Here is a 21,736-nt window from a genome sequence, read left to right as displayed (position 1 = left end):
TCACCTAACCGTTTCTTCGCTACTTTCTTTTGCACGCCATAAGGCAATCGCTTTTTTTAGCGACTCTTTATATTCATTTTTCGGATTTGAATCAATTACAATTCCCGCTCCAGCCTGTACATACGCTTGTCCATCCTTCGCAAGAAGCGTTCGAATCACAATATTTAATTCCATATCTCCTGAATAACCAATCCACCCAATTGAACCTGTGTAAATACCACGGCGAACCGGCTCTAATTCTTCTATAATTTCCATTGTACGAATTTTCGGGGCACCAGTAATTGTCCCACCAGGAAATACCGCTCTCACTAAATCAAAAGCATCCTTATCTTCTCGAGCTTCACCACGAACATTAGAGACGATATGCATAACATGTGAATATTTTTCAATTACCATAAATTCATCTACTTCAACAGTACCATACTTACACACTCGTCCTAAATCATTCCGCTCTAGGTCTACAAGCATCACATGCTCTGCTCGTTCTTTTTCATTTTCAATTAACTCTTTTGCCAAACTTTCATCTTCTTGTTCATTTCTTCCACGAGAACGTGTCCCTGCAATCGGACGTGTACTTACTTTGTTCCCCTGTTTTTTAATTAACAATTCAGGCGAACCGCTAACAATTTGAAAATCACCAAGCTCTAAATATCCCATATATGGCGATGGATTAATTTCACGAAGGCTCGCATAAATCTCTAATGGGTGCGTTTGTAATGTTTTCTCTTGTCTTGTAGACAAATTAACTTGAAACACATCTCCAGCTCCAATATATTCTTGAATAGACTTAACAGCTTTCATAAATCCTTCTTCTGTAAAAGCTACCGCTTCATTTCTATTTTCAGGACACGCAAATGGCATCTTTATTTCTGGAGCTTCTTTTACCCAAAGGTTCTTCCATTCATTTAAATGTTTCTTCGCTTCTTCACGCTCATCTATATAATGTGTAATAATCCATAACGTCTTTTCCTTTTGATCATACACAAACACATCATTAAATAATAAAAAGAATATATCAGGTATATCCACGTCATCCTCTGCAAGAGATGGAAGTTTTTCAATATAACGGATACAATCATAACTAAAATATCCTATTGCACCACCTTGAAATGGAGGATACTCTGGATTATAATCCGTTTTCCATTTCTCCATATACTGCTGCATCAAATATAGCGGGTTCCCCTTTTGTATTGTTTCCTTACCATCTTCTCTTATATGTAACGTTTCGTTCTTCCCTTGAATCACCGCTACGGGATCAAGTCCAGCAATGCTATAACGACCTCCGCGTCCGCTTTCTAACAAAATATGTTGATGCTTACCCTTAGAAAGAAACTTATACTGCTTAAAAAAATCTAAATGATATGGAATAGAAATCGCTAAAGATTTTCTTCGCTGCATATCAACACCCCGTCTTCTTTTATCCAACTCCCTCAGACTAATCGTTTCAAATCACCTATATCTAATATGAAATAATTGTTGATGAGAGCTACTGAAAATAATTTAATCTTACTACTACTTATTTTACATGAAGTTTTCTAGTCATTCACTCTTTTCCTATTTTCGAACAAAAAAAGAAAAAGCATCCCTTTTCAGGAATGCTTTTTCTCAAACATAAAAAATTATGATTCAAATTGATAAAGTGGAGTACTTAAGTAACGTTCACCATTACTCGGAATAACAACAAGTACCTTTTTCCCTTTACCAAGCTTTTTCGCAACTTCTGTTGCAGCATAAACGACAGCACCTGAAGAAATACCAACTAAAATACCTTCTTCACGGGCTACTCTTCTTGCATATTCAAATGCTTGTTCTGTTTTCACTTGAATAACTTCATCATAAACTTCTACATCCAATGTTTCTGGAACAAACCCTGCTCCAATACCTTGAATTTTATGAGGACCCGGTTTTCCACCCGATAAAACTGGAGAATCTGCAGGCTCTACCGCATAAATCTTAATGTCTTTATATGTTTCTTTTAATACCTCACCAGCACCCGTGATCGTTCCACCAGTACCAATGCCAGCGATAAACGCATCTAATTGATCACCCATTTGCTCAACAATTTCTGGACCTGTTGTCAAACGATGAATTTCTGGATTTGCCGGATTTTGGAATTGTTGAGGTATAAAGTAACCATGCTCTTTAGATAATTCAGTCGCTTTACGAATTGCACCGCCCATTCCTTCTGAACCTGGAGTCAACACTAATTCTGCTCCATAAGCACGCAATAAGTTACGACGTTCAACACTCATTGTTTCTGGCATTACTAAAATCGCCTTATATCCTTTTGCAGCTGCTACCATCGCTAAACCAATTCCTGTGTTACCACTCGTTGGTTCAATAATTGTATCGCCTTCTTTTAATAATCCTTTTTCTTCAGCAGCCTCGATCATAGATAATGCAATACGATCTTTCACGCTACTTCCAGGATTCATAAATTCTAATTTTAAGTAAATGTCTGCGCTGTCCTGCTCTACGATGCGGTTCAACTTAACGATCGGCGTTTTCCCGATTAATTCTGAAACTGATTGTGCCACTCGCATTCCTGTCACTCCTAACACCGAGTATTTTTATTGGTTTTGTATACTTTTTTAATTTTGACAGAATTTTTCTTACTTGTCAATCTATTTGGATGATTGCCAATTCAAAGAAATCACCTTTATTTATAAGCTTTCAATTATATTTGTAATATCGTCTTTAGAGAACTTATATCGTTCATTGCAAAAATGACAGTGCACTTCTGTTTCATCCTCTTCTTCACGAACTTGTTTTAATTCTTCTTTACCAAGACTAATCAATACTGTTTCAATACGCTCACGAGAGCATGTACAATTAAATTGTACATCCATTGTTTCTAATACTTTCACCTTGTCTTTCCCTAAAACTTCATATAATAATTCTTCCGGCGAAAGACCTTGTTCAATTAGTTTTGAAACAGGTGGAATTTTTTGCAAACGCTCTTCAATAAATGAAATTGTCTCTTCTTGTGCCCCCGGCATAATTTGCAGGATAAACCCACCAGCAGCTAATATACTATCATCTCCATTTACAAGAACACCAACCCCAACCGAAGAAGGAGTTTGCTCAGAAACAGCGAAATAATACGTGAAATCTTCTCCTAATTCCCCTGAAACAATTGGAGATTGTCCGATAAATGGCTCACGCATACCAATATCTTTAATTACCGTTAAGGAACCTTCTGTACCTACAGCTTGATACACACGTAATTTCCCTTGTTCCGTCGCTTCAAAGTCTACATGTGGATTCGTTACATACCCACGTACATCACCGTTCGCATGAGCATCCACTAAGATTGGACCAAGCGGACCATTCCCCTCTACCTTAATTGTAAGTTTCTGATCACCCTTTAACATAGCCCCCATAATTGTTCCTGCTGTTAAAGAGCGTCCAAGTGCTGCTGAAGCTGTTCTCCAGGTATCATGGCGTCTCTGCGCCTCACTTACTGTATTTGTTGTGCGCACACTATACGCACGAACTTCTCCGTCAAACGCTAACGCTTTTACTAAGTAATCTTTCATATTTATTCACCCTTCTCATGTTGTAAATTTGCATTACGCTCATATAACATGTACAAACCTTTTAGTGTTAAAAATGGATCTACAATATCAATTACATTAGACTCTTCTGCAATCAATTTCGCTAACCCACCAGTTGCGATAACTTTCGGTTCTTGTTTAGCTTCTTCTTTCATACGCTTCACAATACCTTCCACTTGTCCTACATATCCATATAGTATACCTGATTGCATGGCACTTATCGTATTTTTCCCAACAACACTACTCGGTTTTGTAATCTCAATACGAGGAAGCTTTGCTGCTCTACTGTATAAAGCTTCTGCTGAAATCATAATACCCGGTGTAATCACTCCACCCATATAATGTTTATTCTCATTAATATAACAATATGTAGTAGCTGTTCCAAAATCGACAATAATAAGCGGACTTCCGTATAATTGGATACCAGCTACAGCATTTACAATACGATCCGCCCCAACTTCACGCGGGTTTTCATATTTAATATTTAAACCAGTTTTTATTCCAGGTCCCACTACAAGAGGCTTAATCTTAAAATACTTCTCGCACATACGCTCCAAGGCAAACATAATCGGCGGCACAACCGAAGAAACAATAATTCCCTTCACATCTTGAAAAGAAAGACCTTCATGTTCAAGTAACTGTTTCACTAACATGCCGTATTCATCTTCCGTTTTATGACGATCCGTCTCCATACGCCAATGCTGGCGAAGTTTCCCATCTTCAAACACACCAAGTACTGCATTCGTATTCCCTACATCCAATACAAAAATCATCTTCTCACCACTTATCTTATTTAATCTATACTTGTCCAGTATGTACAAAACTTATAATGCCATCATATCATACATACCTATATAACCAATTTTCCATCTTCACCATTTTACAAAAAGATTGTTCACTATTTCAATTTTTAATGCAAAGACTTGTGAATTTATATATAAAGTAAAACTTTAATCAGTGAGGGTTTTCTTCATCCCCCACTGATTATTAGCCTTCAACAATCGGGCTTTACGGGCAGTAATCCCCCACAAGTAGCGGGATAAATTCACAAGTCTTTCTCCATAGAAAAAAGGAGTGACTATTGTCACTCCTTCGTTTCTCCTTTACCTTCTGCGTTCTCATCATCTTTTTTCATTGTGATATTCACTTTCACATCACCTTCAGAAGATTTTTTACGCTCCGGTAAAATTCCATAATCATACAAATGATTGATTTGCTCTGCATCTAACGTTTCTACTTCAAGTAACGTTTTTGCGATAATATCAAGCTTATCACGTTTTTCCGTAAGAATTTGTTTTGCACGAGCATAACAATCTTTCATAATCGTTTGCATTTCCACGTCAATATCATGTGCAATTGCATCACTATAGTTTTGTTCCGAATGGAAGTCTCTACCCAAGAACACCTGGCCGCCTTGCGAGCTACCAAATTGCATCGGTCCAAGTTTGTCACTCATACCGAATTCCGTTACCATACGTCTCGCAATACCAGTCGCACGTTGGAAATCGTTGTGAGCTCCTGTACTTACTTCACCAAATACAATTTCTTCAGCCACTCGTCCACCAAGTAAACCAGTAATTTTATCCAGTAATTCTGGTTTTGTCATGAAGTAACGATCTTCTTTCGGAAGCATTACCGCATATCCACCAGCTTGACCACGAGGGACAATTGTTACTTTATGAACGATATCCGCTTCATCAAGCACGACACCAATTACAGTGTGACCCGCTTCATGAAATGCCACGATATTACGTTCTTTTTCAGAAATAACTCGACTTTTCTTAGCAGGACCTGCAATAACACGATCCGTCGCTTCATCGATATCAGACATGTCAATTTTCTTCTTATCTTGACGTGCTGCGACTAACGCAGCTTCGTTTAATAAGTTTTCAAGGTCCGCACCAGAGAATCCTGGTGTACGAGTTGCAATGGCCCTTAAGTTAATATCATCATCAAGCGGTTTGTTACGAGCGTGTACTTTCAGTACCGCTTCACGTCCATTTACATCTGGACGATCTACTGTGATTTGACGGTCAAAACGTCCTGGACGTAATAACGCCGGGTCAAGAATATCAGGACGGTTTGTTGCAGCGATGATAATAATACCTTCGTTTGCACCGAATCCATCCATCTCAACAAGAAGCTGGTTTAATGTTTGCTCACGCTCATCGTGACCACCACCAAGACCTGCACCACGTTGACGACCTACTGCATCAATTTCATCAATGAAAATGATACAAGGAGCATTTTTCTTCGCATTTTCAAATAAATCACGTACACGGGAAGCACCGACACCGACAAACATCTCTACGAAATCAGAACCACTAATAGAGAAGAATGGAACGCCTGCTTCACCAGCAACAGCACGTGCAAGTAATGTCTTACCTGTACCTGGAGGTCCAACTAGTAGGACACCCTTCGGAATACGGGCACCAACTTCAGCGAACTTACGAGGGTCTTTTAAGAATTCTACTACCTCAACAAGTTCTTGTTTCTCTTCATCTGCTCCAGCTACATCTCTGAAACGTACTTTTTTCTTTTCATCATTGTATAACTTCGCCTTACTCTTCCCGAAGTTCATAACACGGCTACCGCCGCCCTGCGCTTGGTTTAGTAAGAAGAAGAATAAAATGAAGATAATTACAAACGGAATGATAGAAGTAAAGAATGTTACCCAAGCACTTGTTTCCTCTGCTGGTTGATACTTCACTTCAGCACCTTGTGCTTTGTCATTAATTTTCTTTTGTAATTCCTCAGTATTTGGTGCATAAGTAACAAATTGCTCTTCCTGGCTAGCAGTACTGAATTGTCCTTTTACCTCAAACACACCATTTTTCGGCTGAAGTTGCACATTACGCACTTCACCTTTTTCAAGTTTAGTAATGAATTTATCGTAGCTAACTGATGTCGTTTTTTGCGTCGAACCATTAAAGTAGCTCACGATTCCAATTACTACTAAGAATATCAGTAAATAAAAGATGGTATTACGGAAGATACGATTCATTCCTAACCTCCTCTCACGGCATAAACACTATAGTAAATCGTAACATAAAAAAACTTTCCTATACAATTGTAAAGCCTGTATTTAATTAATTTGAGTAAACACTTGGTTTTAAAACTCCAACATAAGGAAGATTACGATATTGTTCCTTATAATCTAAGCCATATCCTACAACAAATTCATGAGGAACAGTAAATCCAACATAATCAGCTTTTAGATCTACTTTGCGGCCAGTTGGCTTATCTAGTAGTGTAACAATCTTTACAGATTTCGCCTTACGATATTTGAATAGGTCTACTAAATAGCTTAACGTAAGACCGCTATCAATAATATCTTCAACGATTAAAATATCGCGACCTTCTACAGAAGTATCAAGATCTTTTAAAATCTTCACTTCACCTGTTGAAACTGTAGAATGACCGTAGCTAGAAACAGCCATAAAATCCATTTCAAGATATGTATCTGTTCTCTTTAATAAATCTGCCATAAATGGCATTGCACCCTTTAATACACCGATTGCAAGAGGTACTGTATTTTTGTAATTCTCTGCAATAATTGCACCTAGCTCATGCACCTTTTCCTGTATTTGCTCTTCGGAAATTAATACTTTTTCGATATCTTGATTCATCATTTCATTATCCTCCCGGAAGACTCCTTGCTTTTGTAGTGAATAATCATATATTTATCCTTATTTGCTGTTCCTTGTGAAATAGCAAATGTAGATCGCTTCAACAATGGAACCCAAATAATATTCCCGCTTGCATCACAAACAATCGGCCACTCTTCTCTTTTTTCTTTCGGTACTTTGGCTTCGATAAAAATAGCTTTTATCTTTTTACTACCACTCATACCTTGTATTGACATGCGATCTCCATTTTCTCTAGAACGGATAAGAAGAGGATATGATATATCATTATACTTAGCAACAAATACCGTTTCATTCATGTTACTTGGTATCTTCTCATTTACTTCTGCTACAAGCTCATCCCCATTTGCTAACGTGACAGCCCCAGGTATTGATAAGACTTGCGAAAAAGGAAAAACAATTTCTTGCTTAAATCGGAAACTACATTCTTCATATGTACGAACAATTTTTAAACCATCAGGAAAATCTAGAGTTCCTGAAGGATGTGTTCGCTTAAAAAACGCAATAACTTTGTCAATATGTATAGAAGAAAGCGAAGACGGAATCTTATATTCATAAAGATAGTTTAATATTAGTTGAATCCCTCTTCTTTGTAAAGGCATAGACATGGATTCAAATGCAGGAATTGATAAGACGATGTGTTTGCCACTTTTTTTTGTAATTACTTTATTCATCTTTTCAAAAGCTAATTCCTGCAAATACGCCTCATCCTCTTGCATAAGCATACTAAAATTTTGGAATCGCTCATGCACTTGCGGATTTTCTTCTTTCAAGCACGGGAGAACATTTTTACGTAATCGATTCCTCGTATATACTTCCTTTTCATTACTTGGGTCCACGCGTGGCGAGATTCCTATCCTATCGCAATAAGCAACAATTTCTTCTTTTGTTACCGCTAATAACGGCCTAATTAAATAGCCACCATGGAAAGGGCGCTTAACAGCAATTCCAGCATATCCTTTTGGAGTACTCCCTCGCACAAGACGCATTAGAATTGTCTCGACTTGATCGTCACCATGATGTCCAAGCGCCACATACAGCGCATCATATTTCTTCATTATTCTTTCCAAAAATGCATAGCGGCATTCTCTAGCAGCCACTTGTGCATTCATGCCAGATTGTTGTTGATATTGCGATACATTAATCCGGATTGTTTCGCAAATAACCCCAATCTTCTGACAAAGTTTTTCTACAAATTGTAAGTCCCCGTAGGATTCATCTCCCCTAAACATATGATCCACATGCGCCACTACAATTTTTAATGCTTTCTCTTCCCTTTTCTCTAATAAATAATATAAAAGGGCTAAAGAATCAGGACCTCCAGAAACTCCTACAACAATTGTCGAATGTTCCTTTAATACATCATGCCGCTTTGCAAAATCATCTACTTTTTCAACAAATGTATTTTTCAACTTCGCAATCACCTTTCATTAAACAAAAACAACATACCTTACCTTGCTTATAATGGTACAACTTTTACAAACTTTGTGCAAAAAAAAATGTGCAAAATTCACATTTTTATCTTACATCCTCCCTTCTATCTTTATATGATGAATGAAACTACTTTCTCCTATAGAAAAAAGGCCTAGGTATGAGCCTAGGCCTTATAATGAAAATGAGTAAACTTTTAACTTTACTGCGCTTGCTTACCTACAATCGGAATTGTAGCCCACTTCGGCATATTCTTCTTTACTTTCGCAACAACAATAGTCATATCATCATTGATATATCCATCACCAGATCGAATAACCTCCTCCATGATAATATCAGCAATCTCCTGCGGGTCATCTGTCTGCAATTCCTTAATTTTACGTTTCATCCATAATTCATGATTTTCTACATGTTGTGCCCCTTCAAAAATCCCATCACTCATCATGATTAGAATGTCCTCCGTTTTCAATTGTTCACCAACAACATCTACTTCAACATCCTCAATAATTCCCATCGGCAAATTGCTTGCTTCTATTTTCAAAACACTATTTCCACGTTTTACAAAACTTGGTGTTGAACCTATTTTTAAAAACTTCGCACTCGCATCCTTTAAATCTACCATCGCTAAATCAAGCGTTGTAAACATCTCTTCTGTTGTTCTCAAAGAGAGAATTGAGTTAATAGATTTAATTGCAATTTCTTCATCGATGCCAGATTGTAATATTTTTTGCAAGAGTTTTACTGTTTCTTTACTCTCCATATGCGCTCTCTGCCCATTCCCCATTCCGTCACTGATTGCAAGTGCATACTTTCCAACACTTAAATCCATCATCGCATATGAATCCCCTGATACAAATCCCCCTCCTTTTGCCGCTGTAGCGAGCCCTGTATCAAGAGAGAACGTTTTTGCAGAGCCAAACGATATCATACTATGACCATTTGGATAAGCAGAGCGCTCCTCATGTTTTACAACAATATTTTCTTTTAGAATATCCGAAAGCATCGGTGCGACTAATTTATCACATTCTCCATGTTGATTTGATGCTGCTGGAACCATCATTTCAATATCGATATTTCCTCTATCTAAACAATAAATATCAACATGTTCCACCTCAACGCCAAAATCACGAAATGCTTGTAAAATTTGTTCCTCCTGCACTTGATGATTTTCCCGTTCACGTTGAATTTCTTTTGCGAAATCTTCCATTACTTTTGAAACCCCTAATAATTGTTCTGCAACAATCCTACGGTTTTCTTTCATTTGTTTTCTTAATTTTTGTCCTTCATAGAAATGATCCAATTCCCCCGCAACTAAGTCCGTTACTTTTTTACCTCTGACACAGTACTTATCCCACTCGCGGACTAACTTACGATTATGCTGAAGCGTTCCTTCTTCCGTTTCATTCATAATTTGCTTCATATAATCATACGTTTTATCAAAATTCACTACCCAGCATTGGTCCTTTTTAAAACATGTTTGGCATGTTTTTGCTGTAATTGTACTTAAAAATAAATCCGCCTCTGTTTCTTTATCCTCTTCTTCTACATATCCATATACTGAAAAACTATTAGATAATGCAGAAAATACATTTGCAAACTGATTAACCTTATTCGCTGTAACATCACGCATTCTTCGTAAATATTGCTGTTGGTCATGAGAATATTCTTGTGTTCCCGGCATAAATTTAGCAAGCCGCTCCATAATGACCTTTGGTGTTAGTAAAAAGAAGGCTATCGCCACCCCAGATTCTATTAAAGTTGTTACAATACTAGTTTGTTTATCAACATACAACGTAATTAAACTCGTCCCAATCAACAATCCTAAACTGACCCCAATTCGCTTACCTTCTTTTAACAATCCACCAAGCAGTCCCGAAAAGGCTAATAGACTTAGTTGAGATAAACTCGCTACATTCGCTAGACTCAATATCAATCCGGTAACAACCCCTACGGTTGAACCAGTAGCTGCCCCTGCAACAAAAGCAAATAATAATACCAAATATCTAGTAAATACATGTTGAACAGAAGCATCGTAAATAAACCAATCTGTTGTACCTGTTAATACAGATGCAAGTAATATGATTAAACAAACGATTTCTTCTGTTTCTAAAGCGTGTTGCTTCCCCTTTCTTTCTGTTAATAACGGTACACTTTGTAAAAAAATCATCGTTAATACAAAACTAAGGCCTGCTTCAATGGTACTTACAAGTAAATCGTACATAGTAACGGTTTGCTGCGCGAAGTAAACGACAGCAAGATGTGCGGTTAATGCGGAGATAAATACTTGAAATGGTACAAGTCCAACGGTTTTACGTGTAAACCGACTAAAGAAGATATTATAAATGAAGAACATAAAAATAGATGCAAAAGTAAAAAATAAGTTGTCTATCGAAACAGAAAGAGCACCACCCATAAGGGCAAGAAACGCGAGTGGCATCTTATCCCGCTTCATTACATAAACAGCAGCAAAAAATGGTAGTGCAAACGGTAAAATATTGGTTAATATATATGCTCGTCCTAAAAGAAAACCGATTACAGCAATAACAAATCCCCATCTAAAGAAAACTTGTTCTAACTTAACTTTCAACTTGCTTGTCCACTTCACTGTTCTAAGTTGTCCATTATTCATCGCGAGTGTACTTGTATTCACAGTATTCCTTCCTGCTTTTGGCATATTTTTAACACCACCTGCATAGTTTAATTACTGTCATTATAAAAGATGATTATTGGGATTTTTGTCAAAACAACAGGTCTCTCACTTATAATCGTTCGACTTTTTATTCAAAATAAACCTATATATATACAAGTTACACCGAAAACACAATTAAACACGACGGGAAATTCAGAAAATGAAGGTTGTTTTTGTAGAAGGGTTGTGCTTATTTAAACAAAAAAAGATCATGCATATATGCATGATCTTTTTAGATGACCCGTACGGGATTCGAACCCGTGTTACCGCCGTGAAAGGGCGGTGTCTTAACCACTTGACCAACGGGCCGTTAAATTAAATATAGCGGCGGAGGGGATCGAACCCCCGACCTCACGGGTATGAACCGTACGCTCTAGCCAGCTGAGCTACACCGCCATGTCGTCTTATTTAACGGACAATTAGTATCTTATATCAAATCCACCTCAAAGTCAACACGTTTTAAAAAGTTTTTTATCCTTTTATAAAATACATTCATTCACATAAAAAGGCGCCCTGAGTAACTTACTCCGGGCACCTCTCTATATGTTAAGAATAAAACGTTCGTTTTATCCGCGACGAGCGCCACGGCCACCACGTTTTGATTCTGTATTACGCTTCAAAGAAGTTAAACGATCTTCGCTATCTTTTAAAAAGCGTGCCATCTTTTGCTCAAATGTTTCTTTTTGATTGCCGCCGTTATCACGGCCACCACGGTTATCTTTGTTAAAAGAACGATTACGTTGTGGACGTCCAGAACGTTGTTGATCGCCACCGCGTTGGTATTCACCACGCGGACGCTCTCCCTCTGTTCTTTCACGTTCTTTCGCTTTTTTAATAGATAGACCAATTTTGCCATCTTTTTCAACATTAATAACTTTTACTTCTACTTGGTCGCCTACTTTTAAGTGATCATTAATATCTTTCACATAATTGTCAGCTACTTCACTAATATGAACAAGACCCGTTAAGCCTTCTGGCAGCTCCACAAAAGCCCCAAAATTTGTAATACCTGTTACTTTACCCTGTAACTTGCTGCCTACCTCGATTGACATAAAAAAAATGCTCCTCCTTAGTGGTTAAAAAGTCAAATTTTACTTTATTATATATAATCCTAAAATATAGTGTCAATAAGACATGTCTTACTTAGAAACAGGAAAAATTATCTCTCCTTTTCCGGAGAAGAAATAATCCCTTCTAGCAATCTTTAAAACATACTCTTCATCATTTAACTTTTGAACATCATCTTTTAACTTTTTTTCTTTCTTCGTTAATGAATCCAATTCTTTTTTCATGTCTTTGACTTTCACTTCTTTTGCTTTAATAGAATTATTTTGTTGATAAAATGTCACACTAATACTCGCAATAATCGTAAATGCAAAGACAAGGAAAACTGCTAAACGGCGATAAATTCGCCTCCTGTTTTCATTCGTTCGTATTATATGTTCTTTAACAGGATTTGGATTCTGTTCTCCGATCGACCTTTGTTTTAGTTCCCTCATTTCCGAGGTCCCCCTAACTTCTTTTTTATACGCTCCCATACGAGGAAGATATACTTCTTCAAATTCTTTATATATTGCAGGAACCCTGTATGTTTCTTTATAAAAAGTGTAACACGGTTAGGGAGAAGTTTCCATATGAGCAAAACAATAAATCGAACAGGCCAGAAAAAAACTTTCCATATGAAAAGTAATATCCAAATAAAACATTTCCACAATACACGCCCAATTGAAAATAGTATACGAAATATAAATAATATAAATGCAATACTAAGCTGCGCTATAATAATAACAGGTTTTATCATAAGTAGCTGTACAATTTGAATAAAAAATTGTACTGTCTGCACAAAAACATAAATAAGAAAATTCAATACTTGCATATACAATGATTTCAGCAGACCTTGATACGCTGCAAAACCACATAGCAACGCCACAAAAACATATACACGTAATTCAGCTTCATTAACAAGCAATAATACATAAAAGACAAACAGTGCTTGGACAACCCAAAATAGTATATCATGTATAAATACAATCCAACGCCTACGCTGCGCGCGCTTTAAAAAGCGTTGGTATGTATCTAATGATGCTCCAATCCAAGCACCCATTCCGATCATAGAAAGCATTGTATAGAGTTGAACTGTCAAGCTCATTTAAACAACTTACTAAAGAATCCTTTAGCTTTCTCCCCTTGGTTCTCATCAATATACAGCATCTCATGAATTTTCCCTTTAATAGACACAATCCCCTGCTCTACATCTAGATTTTTCATCTGTAAATTTTGTCCACGAATCGTTAAAAAACCCATTACGGTTTCTAATAAAAACTCTTCACTATCAAAACTCTCTACTTGCTTTACACCTGTAATATCAATTACACGTCTACCACGCATCACAATATCATGTTCTACAGAAACATTTTGCTGATTAGAAGACATAGCTGAGTAGCCTTTATTCACGCAAATCCCCCCATAGCTTTATACTATCTAATAGTAATGTATGAGGGAGAAAAACGTTTTAGAACAAGCCTTCTTCCGCTTTTATTTTCTCTTCACGAACTACCGTATACATATTAGACGCATCTTCTTTTTTAGTTGTTTCTTTTAATTCACTCACTTGTACAATTACTACTTTTTGACCGAAACGAATCGTTAACTCATCATCTACTTTGACTACAGAACTTGCCTTTGCGGCTTGTCCATTAATCATAATTCTCCCTTGATCAGCTACTTCTTTCGCCAGTGTTCTTCGCTTAATTAAACGTGATACTTTCAAAAATTTATCTAATCGCATCGCATTTCCCCCTTATTGATTCTCTGTCCGCTTTGCTTCCTCCCACAAAACGTCCAGTTGTTCTAATGTTAATTCTTGCATTTCCTTATTCATTCCAGCTACCTTCGCTTCCATATACAGAAAGCGACTCATGAATTTTTCATTTGTTTTATGAAGTGCTTCTTCTGGATTTAATTTATAGTGGCGAGCTATATTTACAAAAGCAAATAATAAATCTCCAAATTCACCTAGCATTTTCTCTTTATCCATCTTCACAACTTCTCGTTGAAACTCTTCCCATTCTTCTATTGCTTTATCCAGCATTGGTTGCACATCAACCCAATCAAAACCAACTTTTCCAGCCTTTTTTTGCAGTTCATTGGCACGCATTAATTGTGGTAAACTTTTTGGAATTCCTGCTAAAACAGATTCCCTTACATTTCCTTTTTCTTGCCTTTTAATTTCTTCCCAGTTGGAAACAACTTCTTCTGCATTATCTACATTTGTATCCCCAAAAACATGCGGATGACGACGCACCATTTTTTCAGAGAGTGTACGGATAACATCATCGACAGAGAACCAGCCCTCATCTTCCCCGATTTGAGCATGTAGCATAACTTGCAGGAGTATATCACCAAGCTCTTCAATTAGATGAGCATCGTCTTCCTCGTCAATTGCTTCTAACACTTCGTACGCTTCTTCAATTAAATATTTCTTTAAAGACTGGTGTGTCTGTTTTTTATCCCATGGGCAACCATTTGGTCCACGAAGCTCCGCAATAATTTCCCGAAGTACATCAAACTGTTGATATAAAGATTTTCGCTCTGTGACCGGTGGCACATACACACTTGTTAAATTATTCAATTCCGTTTCATGATCCAACATATATAACGGTACCTTTTTTACTTGTTCAAATGAAGTCCCCGCTGCCGTTACAATGTATACTTCATACTCATCAGGCAACATGTCCATTAATGTTAACTTCACATCAGATGCAACAAAAGCATCATATACTTGGCAGAAAATCAAATGTTGGCGTAATTCTAATTGTCCTCTTGCAAATGATGTAGCGTCAATTAGTTGAAATCCTTCAATGGGGTCAATTTTCAAACTAGCGAACATTGGATCTAAAAAGCTTTGTCCACCTTCTATTCGAATCTCAACTTGCTCACTTTTTCCTTTTTGCAAAAGTAACTGAACAGTTCTCTCCGCAACAAGTGGATGACCAGGGACTGCATAAATAATCTCTTTCCCTTTCGCTCTTTCCAACAATGTATTCGCGATTGTTTCATATACAATCTCAAATGTATCATGCGCTTCATACACATTATCAAAAGCCGTGTACGTAATTCCTTCTTTTTCTAGTTCTTCTATAACAGGATGTTCCTTTGTACGAATGTACATATGGTCGGTTTCTTTTATTTTTCGATACACACCCATTGTCAGCTGATCTAATTCACCAGCACCTAATCCTAAAACAGTAATTACTCCACTCACAACCATTCACCTCTATCCACTCTTCTTCAATGAAGCTTGTCCTTTTTCTTGCTTCATTACAGTTCCTAATTCTTTCTTTGTAAAAACACGCATTTTCAAAATCAGAAAAATATATGTCAACCCGCCAAATGATACACCTAAGAAGGCCTCCATTGTCGCTAATCCTCTATATCCTTCCTCACTCGCTATTCCAAACCCTTCATACACACGCATAAATACCATTAATACACAAACCATACCTGCTCCACTGGTTATTACACTTAGTATATTACTTTTATGAATAAGCGGTTCCTCTATAACTCGAATAAGCAAGGTACTATTTAACAATACAATGCCCATAAGTGCAATTAGTGTCGCAATTGCTGCCCCTGTTACACCGAAATATGGCATTAACATATAATTGAGCAACAACTTTAAACATCCTCCAAATACAACAAACAGCGCTGGTTTTAAGATTTGACCTAATCCTTGTAAGATGGCAGCTGTTGTAATAGATAACGAACTAAATAAAATGGAGAGAGCTAAAATAGCTAACACACCTGACCCCTCACTATTTTCAAACAGCATAATATTTGTCGGTTTCATGATACATGCTAATCCAAGCGATGCTGCAAGTCCAATTACGAATGTAATCTTCATTGCTAACTGCACCTTTTCTCGAATAAACGAAAGATTGCCTCTCTCCTTTGCTCCTGTAATAATAGGAATGAGCGAAAGTGAAAATGAAGTCGTCACAACCGTTCCAAGTTGCATAAGAGGAATACTTCTATCATAAACACCCTTTAATACTTTTGCGATTTCCGTTGGCTCCCCCGCTTTAATAAGTAAAGTATAAAACGAAATTGAATCTGCCATTTGTATAAAAATCAAAACTAAATTGCTAATGCAAATAGCTATACCTTGCCAAAAAAGAATGCGAATTATCTTTTTCTTATTTCTTATACTTGTCCATCCTTGAAAGAAAATCGATTGAAAATCATGACGCATGTAAAATAAAAGTACGACTATACCAATGAGGCCACCTGCAATCGAACCTAACATAGCTCCTGCCCCAACTGTATATAAATCAAATCCATGCGCCATAAGAAACAGTGACAAAAATACAATAATTGAAACACGGATTGTTTGTTCAATTACTTGTGACACAGCTGTCGGCATCATATCATTAAAACCTTGGAAATATCCTCTCGCAACAGATAAAAAAGGCATTAACAAGAATGAAAATGCAATAACCCGTATCAATTTATCTAAATACACATCACCCATGGCCAATGCAATCGCGTGGGCTCCAAAAAACAATGTGAAAAAGCCTATAAAACCAATAACCAATAAAAACCAAAATGAAACACAAATAATTCCTTCTGCCTCTTTTGGCTTACCTTGTTCCAAACGCTCTGCCACCATTTTAGAAATAATAATGGGAAAACCATAAGTAGCGAGAATTAAACAAAATCCATAAAAAGGGTAAATTTGTTGATAAATATAAAACCCTACATCCCCCGCTATATTTTGATAGGGAATACGGTAAAAAGCGCTTAATACTTTTGTAACAAAACTTGCTACTGTTAATATGATAGCCCCACGCCAAAAAGCTTGGTACTTCTTTGCTTCCATACGAGAAAACTCCTTTTCCTATTCTCATCCCTCGTATTATATCACAAAGAAAAGGACAGGCTTCTATTTCAATTTTGCCCGCTATTTACGAGCGATAAGCCCCTCTAAATACAGCAAAAGTACAGATGAACGGTAGAAAGCAAGATACCACTGAGTAAAATTTCACTTTATACAATGAAAAAAGGTAGCAAGAGATGCTACCTTTTCACGAAAGTAAATCCTATCTTCCAAGCAATAATGCCACTTTCTCATAAGGAAATAATCATAATTAAGAAAGATTGCCACCCATAAAAATCCACTTTACTACTGCTCCATTTGTTTGGCTAGGAAACTTGCCGCAGTATTTACCGCCTTATGTTCTACTTCATTTATAATAACTTCTTTTGAAAAGATGATAACAGCACCAATTGGATCTCCATTTGCAACAATTGGGCCAATTGTATAAGAACTAACTTTTTCAGTTACCCCATCAATAATTGAAATTTCGCTTTCGTCTGTCATAACAACAGACTTTCGACCTTCCATTGTCTTTTCAATTAAGTCGCCAACACTTTTATTTAAGTATTCTTTTTTAGATACTCCCGATACCGCAATAATGGAATCACGGTCACATACGAGTACATTATGTCCTAAACTATCATATAAAGCATCAGCATATTCTTTTGCAAAGTCACCTAGCTCACTAATTGGAGAATATTTTTTCAAAATCACTTCTCCATCGCGATCAACAAAAATCTCTAGTGGATCCCCTTCTCTAATACGAAGAGTTCTACGAATTTCTTTCGGAATTACTACCCTACCTAAATCATCAATTCGACGTACGATTCCAGTTGCTTTCATTCTAATGCTGCCTCACTTTCTACTGATGATGAAAGTGGTGAATTTACCTGTTCATGTAAAAATCACCAACTGTTAGACATAGTATTTTACACATTAGTTCTTCTATGCACGCCGAATTACATTTTTTATTTTGTTTTAGGCATTTATTACTTCTTTTTTCACGTCAGACAAGCCTTTTAATAAATTTTCAGCAATTGTTAACCACTTTGATGTTTCTAATCCATTCGTTTTCATGACAACTTTTAAACGTGACCCCTCCATACCTAAACCGATCATGCGACCAAAACTATTGCCAAGCATGAATAATTTTCCACCATCAATATTTTGACTTGCTTGCTCTGAGAATAAAAATGCAACTTCAAATTTCGTTTGTTTAATAAGCTCAATTCGTTCTTTTATTGCCAGCACTTTAATATTTGCAATTTGCAATAAGTATCCTACTTCTTGCGGATAATCACCGAAACGATCAATCATTTCTTCTTGTAATTCCTCAATATCCTCAATTGTAGAGACACCTCTAAATTGTTTATACATCATAATTTTTTGCTTACTATCAGAAATATAAGCGTCTGGTAAATATGCATCCACTTCTAAATCAATTTCAACATCAATTGTATTCTCAATTCCCTGCGTTCCTTTGCGCTGCTCAATCGCATCTTTTAACATTTGAGAATACAGGTCAAATCCGACAGAATCAATAAATCCATGTTGCTCAGCCCCTAATAGGTTACCTGCACCACGAATTGATAGATCACGCATTGCAATTTTGAATCCAGATCCAAGTTCTGTGAACTCTTTAATCGCCTGCAAACGCTTCTCAGCGACCTCTGAGAGCACTTTATCACGCTTATAGGCAAAGTATGCATAAGCAACACGATTCGAACGTCCCACACGCCCACGAAGCTGATACAACTGTGATAGCCCCATACGATCTGCATCGAATACAATTAATGTATTTACATTCGGGATATCCACACCTGTTTCAATAATGGTTGTACTTACAAGAACATCATGCTGCCCCTCTAAAAATGATAGCATGACAGATTCTAGCTCTCCTTCATTCATTTTTCCATGTGCATACGTCACACGCGCATCTGGAACTAACATCGAAATTTCATCTGCTTTTCTTTCAATATCCTCAACACGGTTATATAAGAAATAGATTTGTCCGCCTCTTGCAAGTTCACGTTCTATCGCTTCTCGAATTAATCCTGGATTATACTCCACCACATATGTTTGTACAGGGAAACGATTTTCTGGTGGTGTCTCAATAACAGATAAATCTCGTACACCTAACATAGACATATGAAGCGTACGTGGAATTGGTGTTGCTGTTAATGTTAGTACATCTACATTCGCTTTTAATTGTTTAATCTTCTCTTTATGCGTAACGCCAAATCGTTGCTCTTCATCAATGATAAGCAAACCTAAATCTTTATAAGTTACATCTTTTGATAAAATACGATGCGTTCCAATGACGATATCCACTGTCCCATCTTTTAAACCTTTAATTGTTTCGTTTTGCTGTTTTCTCGTACGGAATCGGCTTAACAACCCAATATTAATTGGATAATCTTGAAAACGCTCTCGAATTGTTTCGTAGTGTTGCTGCGCAAGAATTGTTGTCGGAACTAAGATCGCAACTTGTTTTTCATCCATAATTGCTTTAAATGCAGCACGAATTGCCACCTCTGTTTTCCCATATCCAACATCACCACAAAGAAGTCGATCCATCGGACGCTCGCGTTCCATATCCTTCTTAATCTCTTCAATAGAACGTAATTGATCCTCAGTCTCTTGATATGGGAAGGATGATTCGAACTCTTGTTGCTCTGCAGTGTCTGGTGTATATGCATAGCCTTTTGAAGCCTCACGCTCTGCATATAATTTGATTAAATCATCTGCAATATCTTGTACAGATTTTTCTACCTTTGTTTTTACCTTTTTCCAATCATTTCCGCCTAATTTATAAACTTTCGGGTCTTTACCTTCTGATCCTACATATTTTTGAACTTGATCGATTTGTTCAATTGGTACATATAACTTATCGTTTCCTTGATATTTAATATTCAAGTAATCCTTATGGACACCGTTAATTTCTAATGTTTCAATCCCTAAAAATTTACCAATACCATGGTTCACATGAACAACGTGATCGCCAACCTTTAGCTCTGAATAACTTTTAATGCGCTCTGCATTTGATAGTTTTTGTTTACGTTGCGATTTTTTTACCTTTTTATGAAAAAGTTCTTTTTCTGTAATAACGACAAGCTTTTGCATAGGCATTTCAAATCCTGCATGCAAATCACCAACACCGATTTGTAGACGACCGGGAAGTAATATATCTGTAGATTCTATAATATCCGCTTCGATATCATAATCACTTAAAATATGTTGTAATTTTTTTGCACGTTCTTCATCTGTCCCTAATACAACCGTTGTAAAATTCCCTTCAGTCCACCTATCAATTTCTGTTTTTAATAACTGCATTTGTCCGTGGAAATCCTGCATTGTTTTACATGTTACATTTACAATGTTTTGCGGATGTGTGTGCGCAATATGACGTAAAAATAATGTCAAATATACAAAACTTCTTTTTTTATGATGTAAGAACCCTTCAAATTGATGAGAGAACACCAAATCTTGAATAATTGCCCCTTCACTAAGAAGTGATGTATACCATTCAGCTTCTTCCGTCTCAAGATGAGATGCAGTTTCTTGGATACGCGAAATTTCATCTAAAATGACAACACCGTTTTCAGGTAAATAATCTATTAGACTAGCATGTTCCTTGTAGAAGATAGATAAATATTTAAACATTTGCTCTATGTTCTGTCCGTTTTTTAATATTTCTATTTCATGACTCACTGTTTCAAGTACTGCTGTCTTGATTTTATCATCAGAGAGCTTCTGCATCGTCTTCATTAACCCTTCTTCAAGACGTTCCACTCCTAGTTTTAACTCATCTTTTGAAAATAGAAACTCCGTTGCAGGACCAAAACGCACACTCTCCTTTTTATCTTGAGAGCGTTGTTCTTCTACATCGAATGAACGAATGGAGTCTACTTCCGTATCAAAGAACTCTATACGCAACGGTAATTCTTCAGTTAAAGGATAAATGTCCAATATCCCCCCGCGTAGACTAAATTCTCCAGGTGCCTCTACCATCGATTTACGTTCATAACCAATATGATGCAACGTATGAAGCAATGCATCTAAATCAACCTCTTGCCCTAGGCTGATTTCAATTTGTTTTTGCTTCCATAGTTCCTTTATTGGTAAAAATCTACGCAATCCAGCAACTGGGACAACAATAATACCATTTTCGCCCATCGCTAAACGATTCAATACCTCAATCCGCTGCGCTTTAAGTTCCGGGCTCGCAACTCCAATTTCCGATGCAATTAATTCATTAACTGGATATAGCCACACATCTTTTTCACCAAGCAGTGATACTAAATCCTCATATACTTTTTGCGCTTGATATAAGTTGTGCGTGACAACAAGCTGTGACTGCTTTGTTTTTTTATATAAAGCAGCCATTAACAAAGAACGTGAAGAAGTTGCCATACCGGAAACAAGCTGCTCTTTTAACCCTTCTTCTAAACCATTGATAATGGATTGTATTTCTTTATTTTTATAAAATCGCTCTAATAACCCTATCATTTTTAAAACTCCTCTCAACATAAAGAGC

At 36.9% G+C, this 21,736-nt stretch carries 17 protein-coding genes and 2 tRNA genes; all 19 read right to left on the bottom strand.

Annotation, left to right across the window (positions count from 1 at the left end):
* Entirely contained in the window at positions 1-1,398 is a 1,398-nt protein-coding gene (trpE, locus tag AZF08_RS16235; RefSeq protein ID WP_033678932.1) for an anthranilate synthase component I, read from the bottom strand.
* 221 nt (positions 1,399-1,619) lie between these two features.
* Positions 1,620-2,543 (bottom strand): cysteine synthase A, encoded by a 924-nt coding sequence (gene cysK, locus AZF08_RS16230; RefSeq protein ID WP_033678931.1) that lies wholly within the window; start codon positions 2,541-2,543, stop codon positions 1,620-1,622.
* A 120-nt stretch (positions 2,544-2,663) separates the two neighbouring features.
* Entirely contained in the window at positions 2,664-3,539 is an 876-nt protein-coding gene (gene hslO, locus AZF08_RS16225) for a redox-regulated molecular chaperone HslO (RefSeq protein ID WP_033678930.1), read from the bottom strand.
* 2 nt (positions 3,540-3,541) lie between these two features.
* On the bottom strand, positions 3,542-4,330 hold the full coding sequence (locus AZF08_RS16220) for a type III pantothenate kinase (RefSeq protein WP_033678929.1): 789 nt from the start codon (positions 4,328-4,330) through the stop codon (positions 3,542-3,544).
* 311 nt (positions 4,331-4,641) lie between these two features.
* On the bottom strand, positions 4,642-6,561 hold the full coding sequence (gene ftsH / locus AZF08_RS16215) for an ATP-dependent zinc metalloprotease FtsH (RefSeq protein WP_033679094.1): 1,920 nt from the start codon (positions 6,559-6,561) through the stop codon (positions 4,642-4,644).
* A gap of 85 nt (positions 6,562-6,646) precedes the next feature.
* On the bottom strand, positions 6,647-7,189 hold the full coding sequence (hpt, locus tag AZF08_RS16210; RefSeq protein ID WP_033679092.1) for a hypoxanthine phosphoribosyltransferase: 543 nt from the start codon (positions 7,187-7,189) through the stop codon (positions 6,647-6,649).
* Positions 7,186-8,616, bottom strand: a complete 1,431-nt coding sequence (gene tilS, locus AZF08_RS16205; RefSeq protein WP_033679090.1) for a tRNA lysidine(34) synthetase TilS — start codon at positions 8,614-8,616, stop codon at positions 7,186-7,188. Before tilS ends, hpt begins: the two co-directional genes overlap by 4 nt.
* A gap of 221 nt (positions 8,617-8,837) precedes the next feature.
* Positions 8,838-11,309, bottom strand: coding sequence for a stage II sporulation protein E (gene spoIIE / locus AZF08_RS16200; protein WP_033679089.1), 2,472 nt, complete (start codon positions 11,307-11,309; stop codon positions 8,838-8,840).
* Positions 11,310-11,561: 252 nt separating this feature from the next.
* Positions 11,562-11,633, bottom strand: a tRNA-Glu gene (locus AZF08_RS16195).
* Between the two features lie 13 nt (positions 11,634-11,646).
* A tRNA-Met gene (locus AZF08_RS16190) sits at positions 11,647-11,720 on the bottom strand.
* 170 nt (positions 11,721-11,890) lie between these two features.
* Entirely contained in the window at positions 11,891-12,376 is a 486-nt protein-coding gene (locus tag AZF08_RS16185) for a S1 domain-containing RNA-binding protein (protein ID WP_033678200.1), read from the bottom strand.
* An 87-nt stretch (positions 12,377-12,463) separates the two neighbouring features.
* Complete coding sequence (gene divIC / locus AZF08_RS16180; protein ID WP_033678198.1) at positions 12,464-12,823, bottom strand: cell division protein DivIC; 360 nt, start codon at positions 12,821-12,823, stop codon at positions 12,464-12,466.
* The gene (yabQ, locus tag AZF08_RS16175) at positions 12,820-13,473 is read right to left on the bottom strand and encodes a spore cortex biosynthesis protein YabQ (protein WP_033678195.1); all 654 of its coding nucleotides are present in this window, start codon (positions 13,471-13,473) and stop codon (positions 12,820-12,822) included. Before yabQ ends, divIC begins: the two co-directional genes overlap by 4 nt.
* Positions 13,470-13,778: a sporulation protein YabP gene (yabP, locus tag AZF08_RS16170; RefSeq protein ID WP_033678193.1), complete on the bottom strand. Its 309-nt coding sequence runs from the start codon at positions 13,776-13,778 to the stop codon at positions 13,470-13,472. The genes yabQ and yabP overlap by 4 nt, the downstream gene beginning before the upstream one ends.
* A gap of 58 nt (positions 13,779-13,836) precedes the next feature.
* The gene (locus tag AZF08_RS16165; RefSeq protein ID WP_033678191.1) at positions 13,837-14,112 is read right to left on the bottom strand and encodes an RNA-binding S4 domain-containing protein; all 276 of its coding nucleotides are present in this window, start codon (positions 14,110-14,112) and stop codon (positions 13,837-13,839) included.
* A 12-nt stretch (positions 14,113-14,124) separates the two neighbouring features.
* Complete coding sequence (gene yabN / locus AZF08_RS16160) at positions 14,125-15,588, bottom strand: bifunctional methyltransferase/pyrophosphohydrolase YabN (protein WP_033678206.1); 1,464 nt, start codon at positions 15,586-15,588, stop codon at positions 14,125-14,127.
* A 12-nt stretch (positions 15,589-15,600) separates the two neighbouring features.
* A complete protein-coding gene (locus AZF08_RS16155) occupies positions 15,601-17,202 on the bottom strand; it encodes a putative polysaccharide biosynthesis protein (RefSeq protein WP_033678189.1) in 1,602 nt (533 codons plus the stop codon).
* Between the two features lie 303 nt (positions 17,203-17,505).
* Entirely contained in the window at positions 17,506-18,042 is a 537-nt protein-coding gene (gene spoVT / locus AZF08_RS16150) for a stage V sporulation protein T (RefSeq protein ID WP_033678187.1), read from the bottom strand.
* A 135-nt stretch (positions 18,043-18,177) separates the two neighbouring features.
* Complete coding sequence (gene mfd / locus AZF08_RS16145; protein ID WP_033678185.1) at positions 18,178-21,708, bottom strand: transcription-repair coupling factor; 3,531 nt, start codon at positions 21,706-21,708, stop codon at positions 18,178-18,180.
* Positions 21,709-21,736: the final 28 nt, after the last annotated feature.

This window comes from Bacillus gaemokensis, from assembly GCF_001590835.1.
Taxonomy (GTDB): Bacteria; Bacillota; Bacilli; order Bacillales; family Bacillaceae_G; genus Bacillus_A; species Bacillus_A gaemokensis.
Note: the sequence above shows the minus strand (reverse complement) of the source record. Positions and strands in the feature narration are given on the sequence as shown.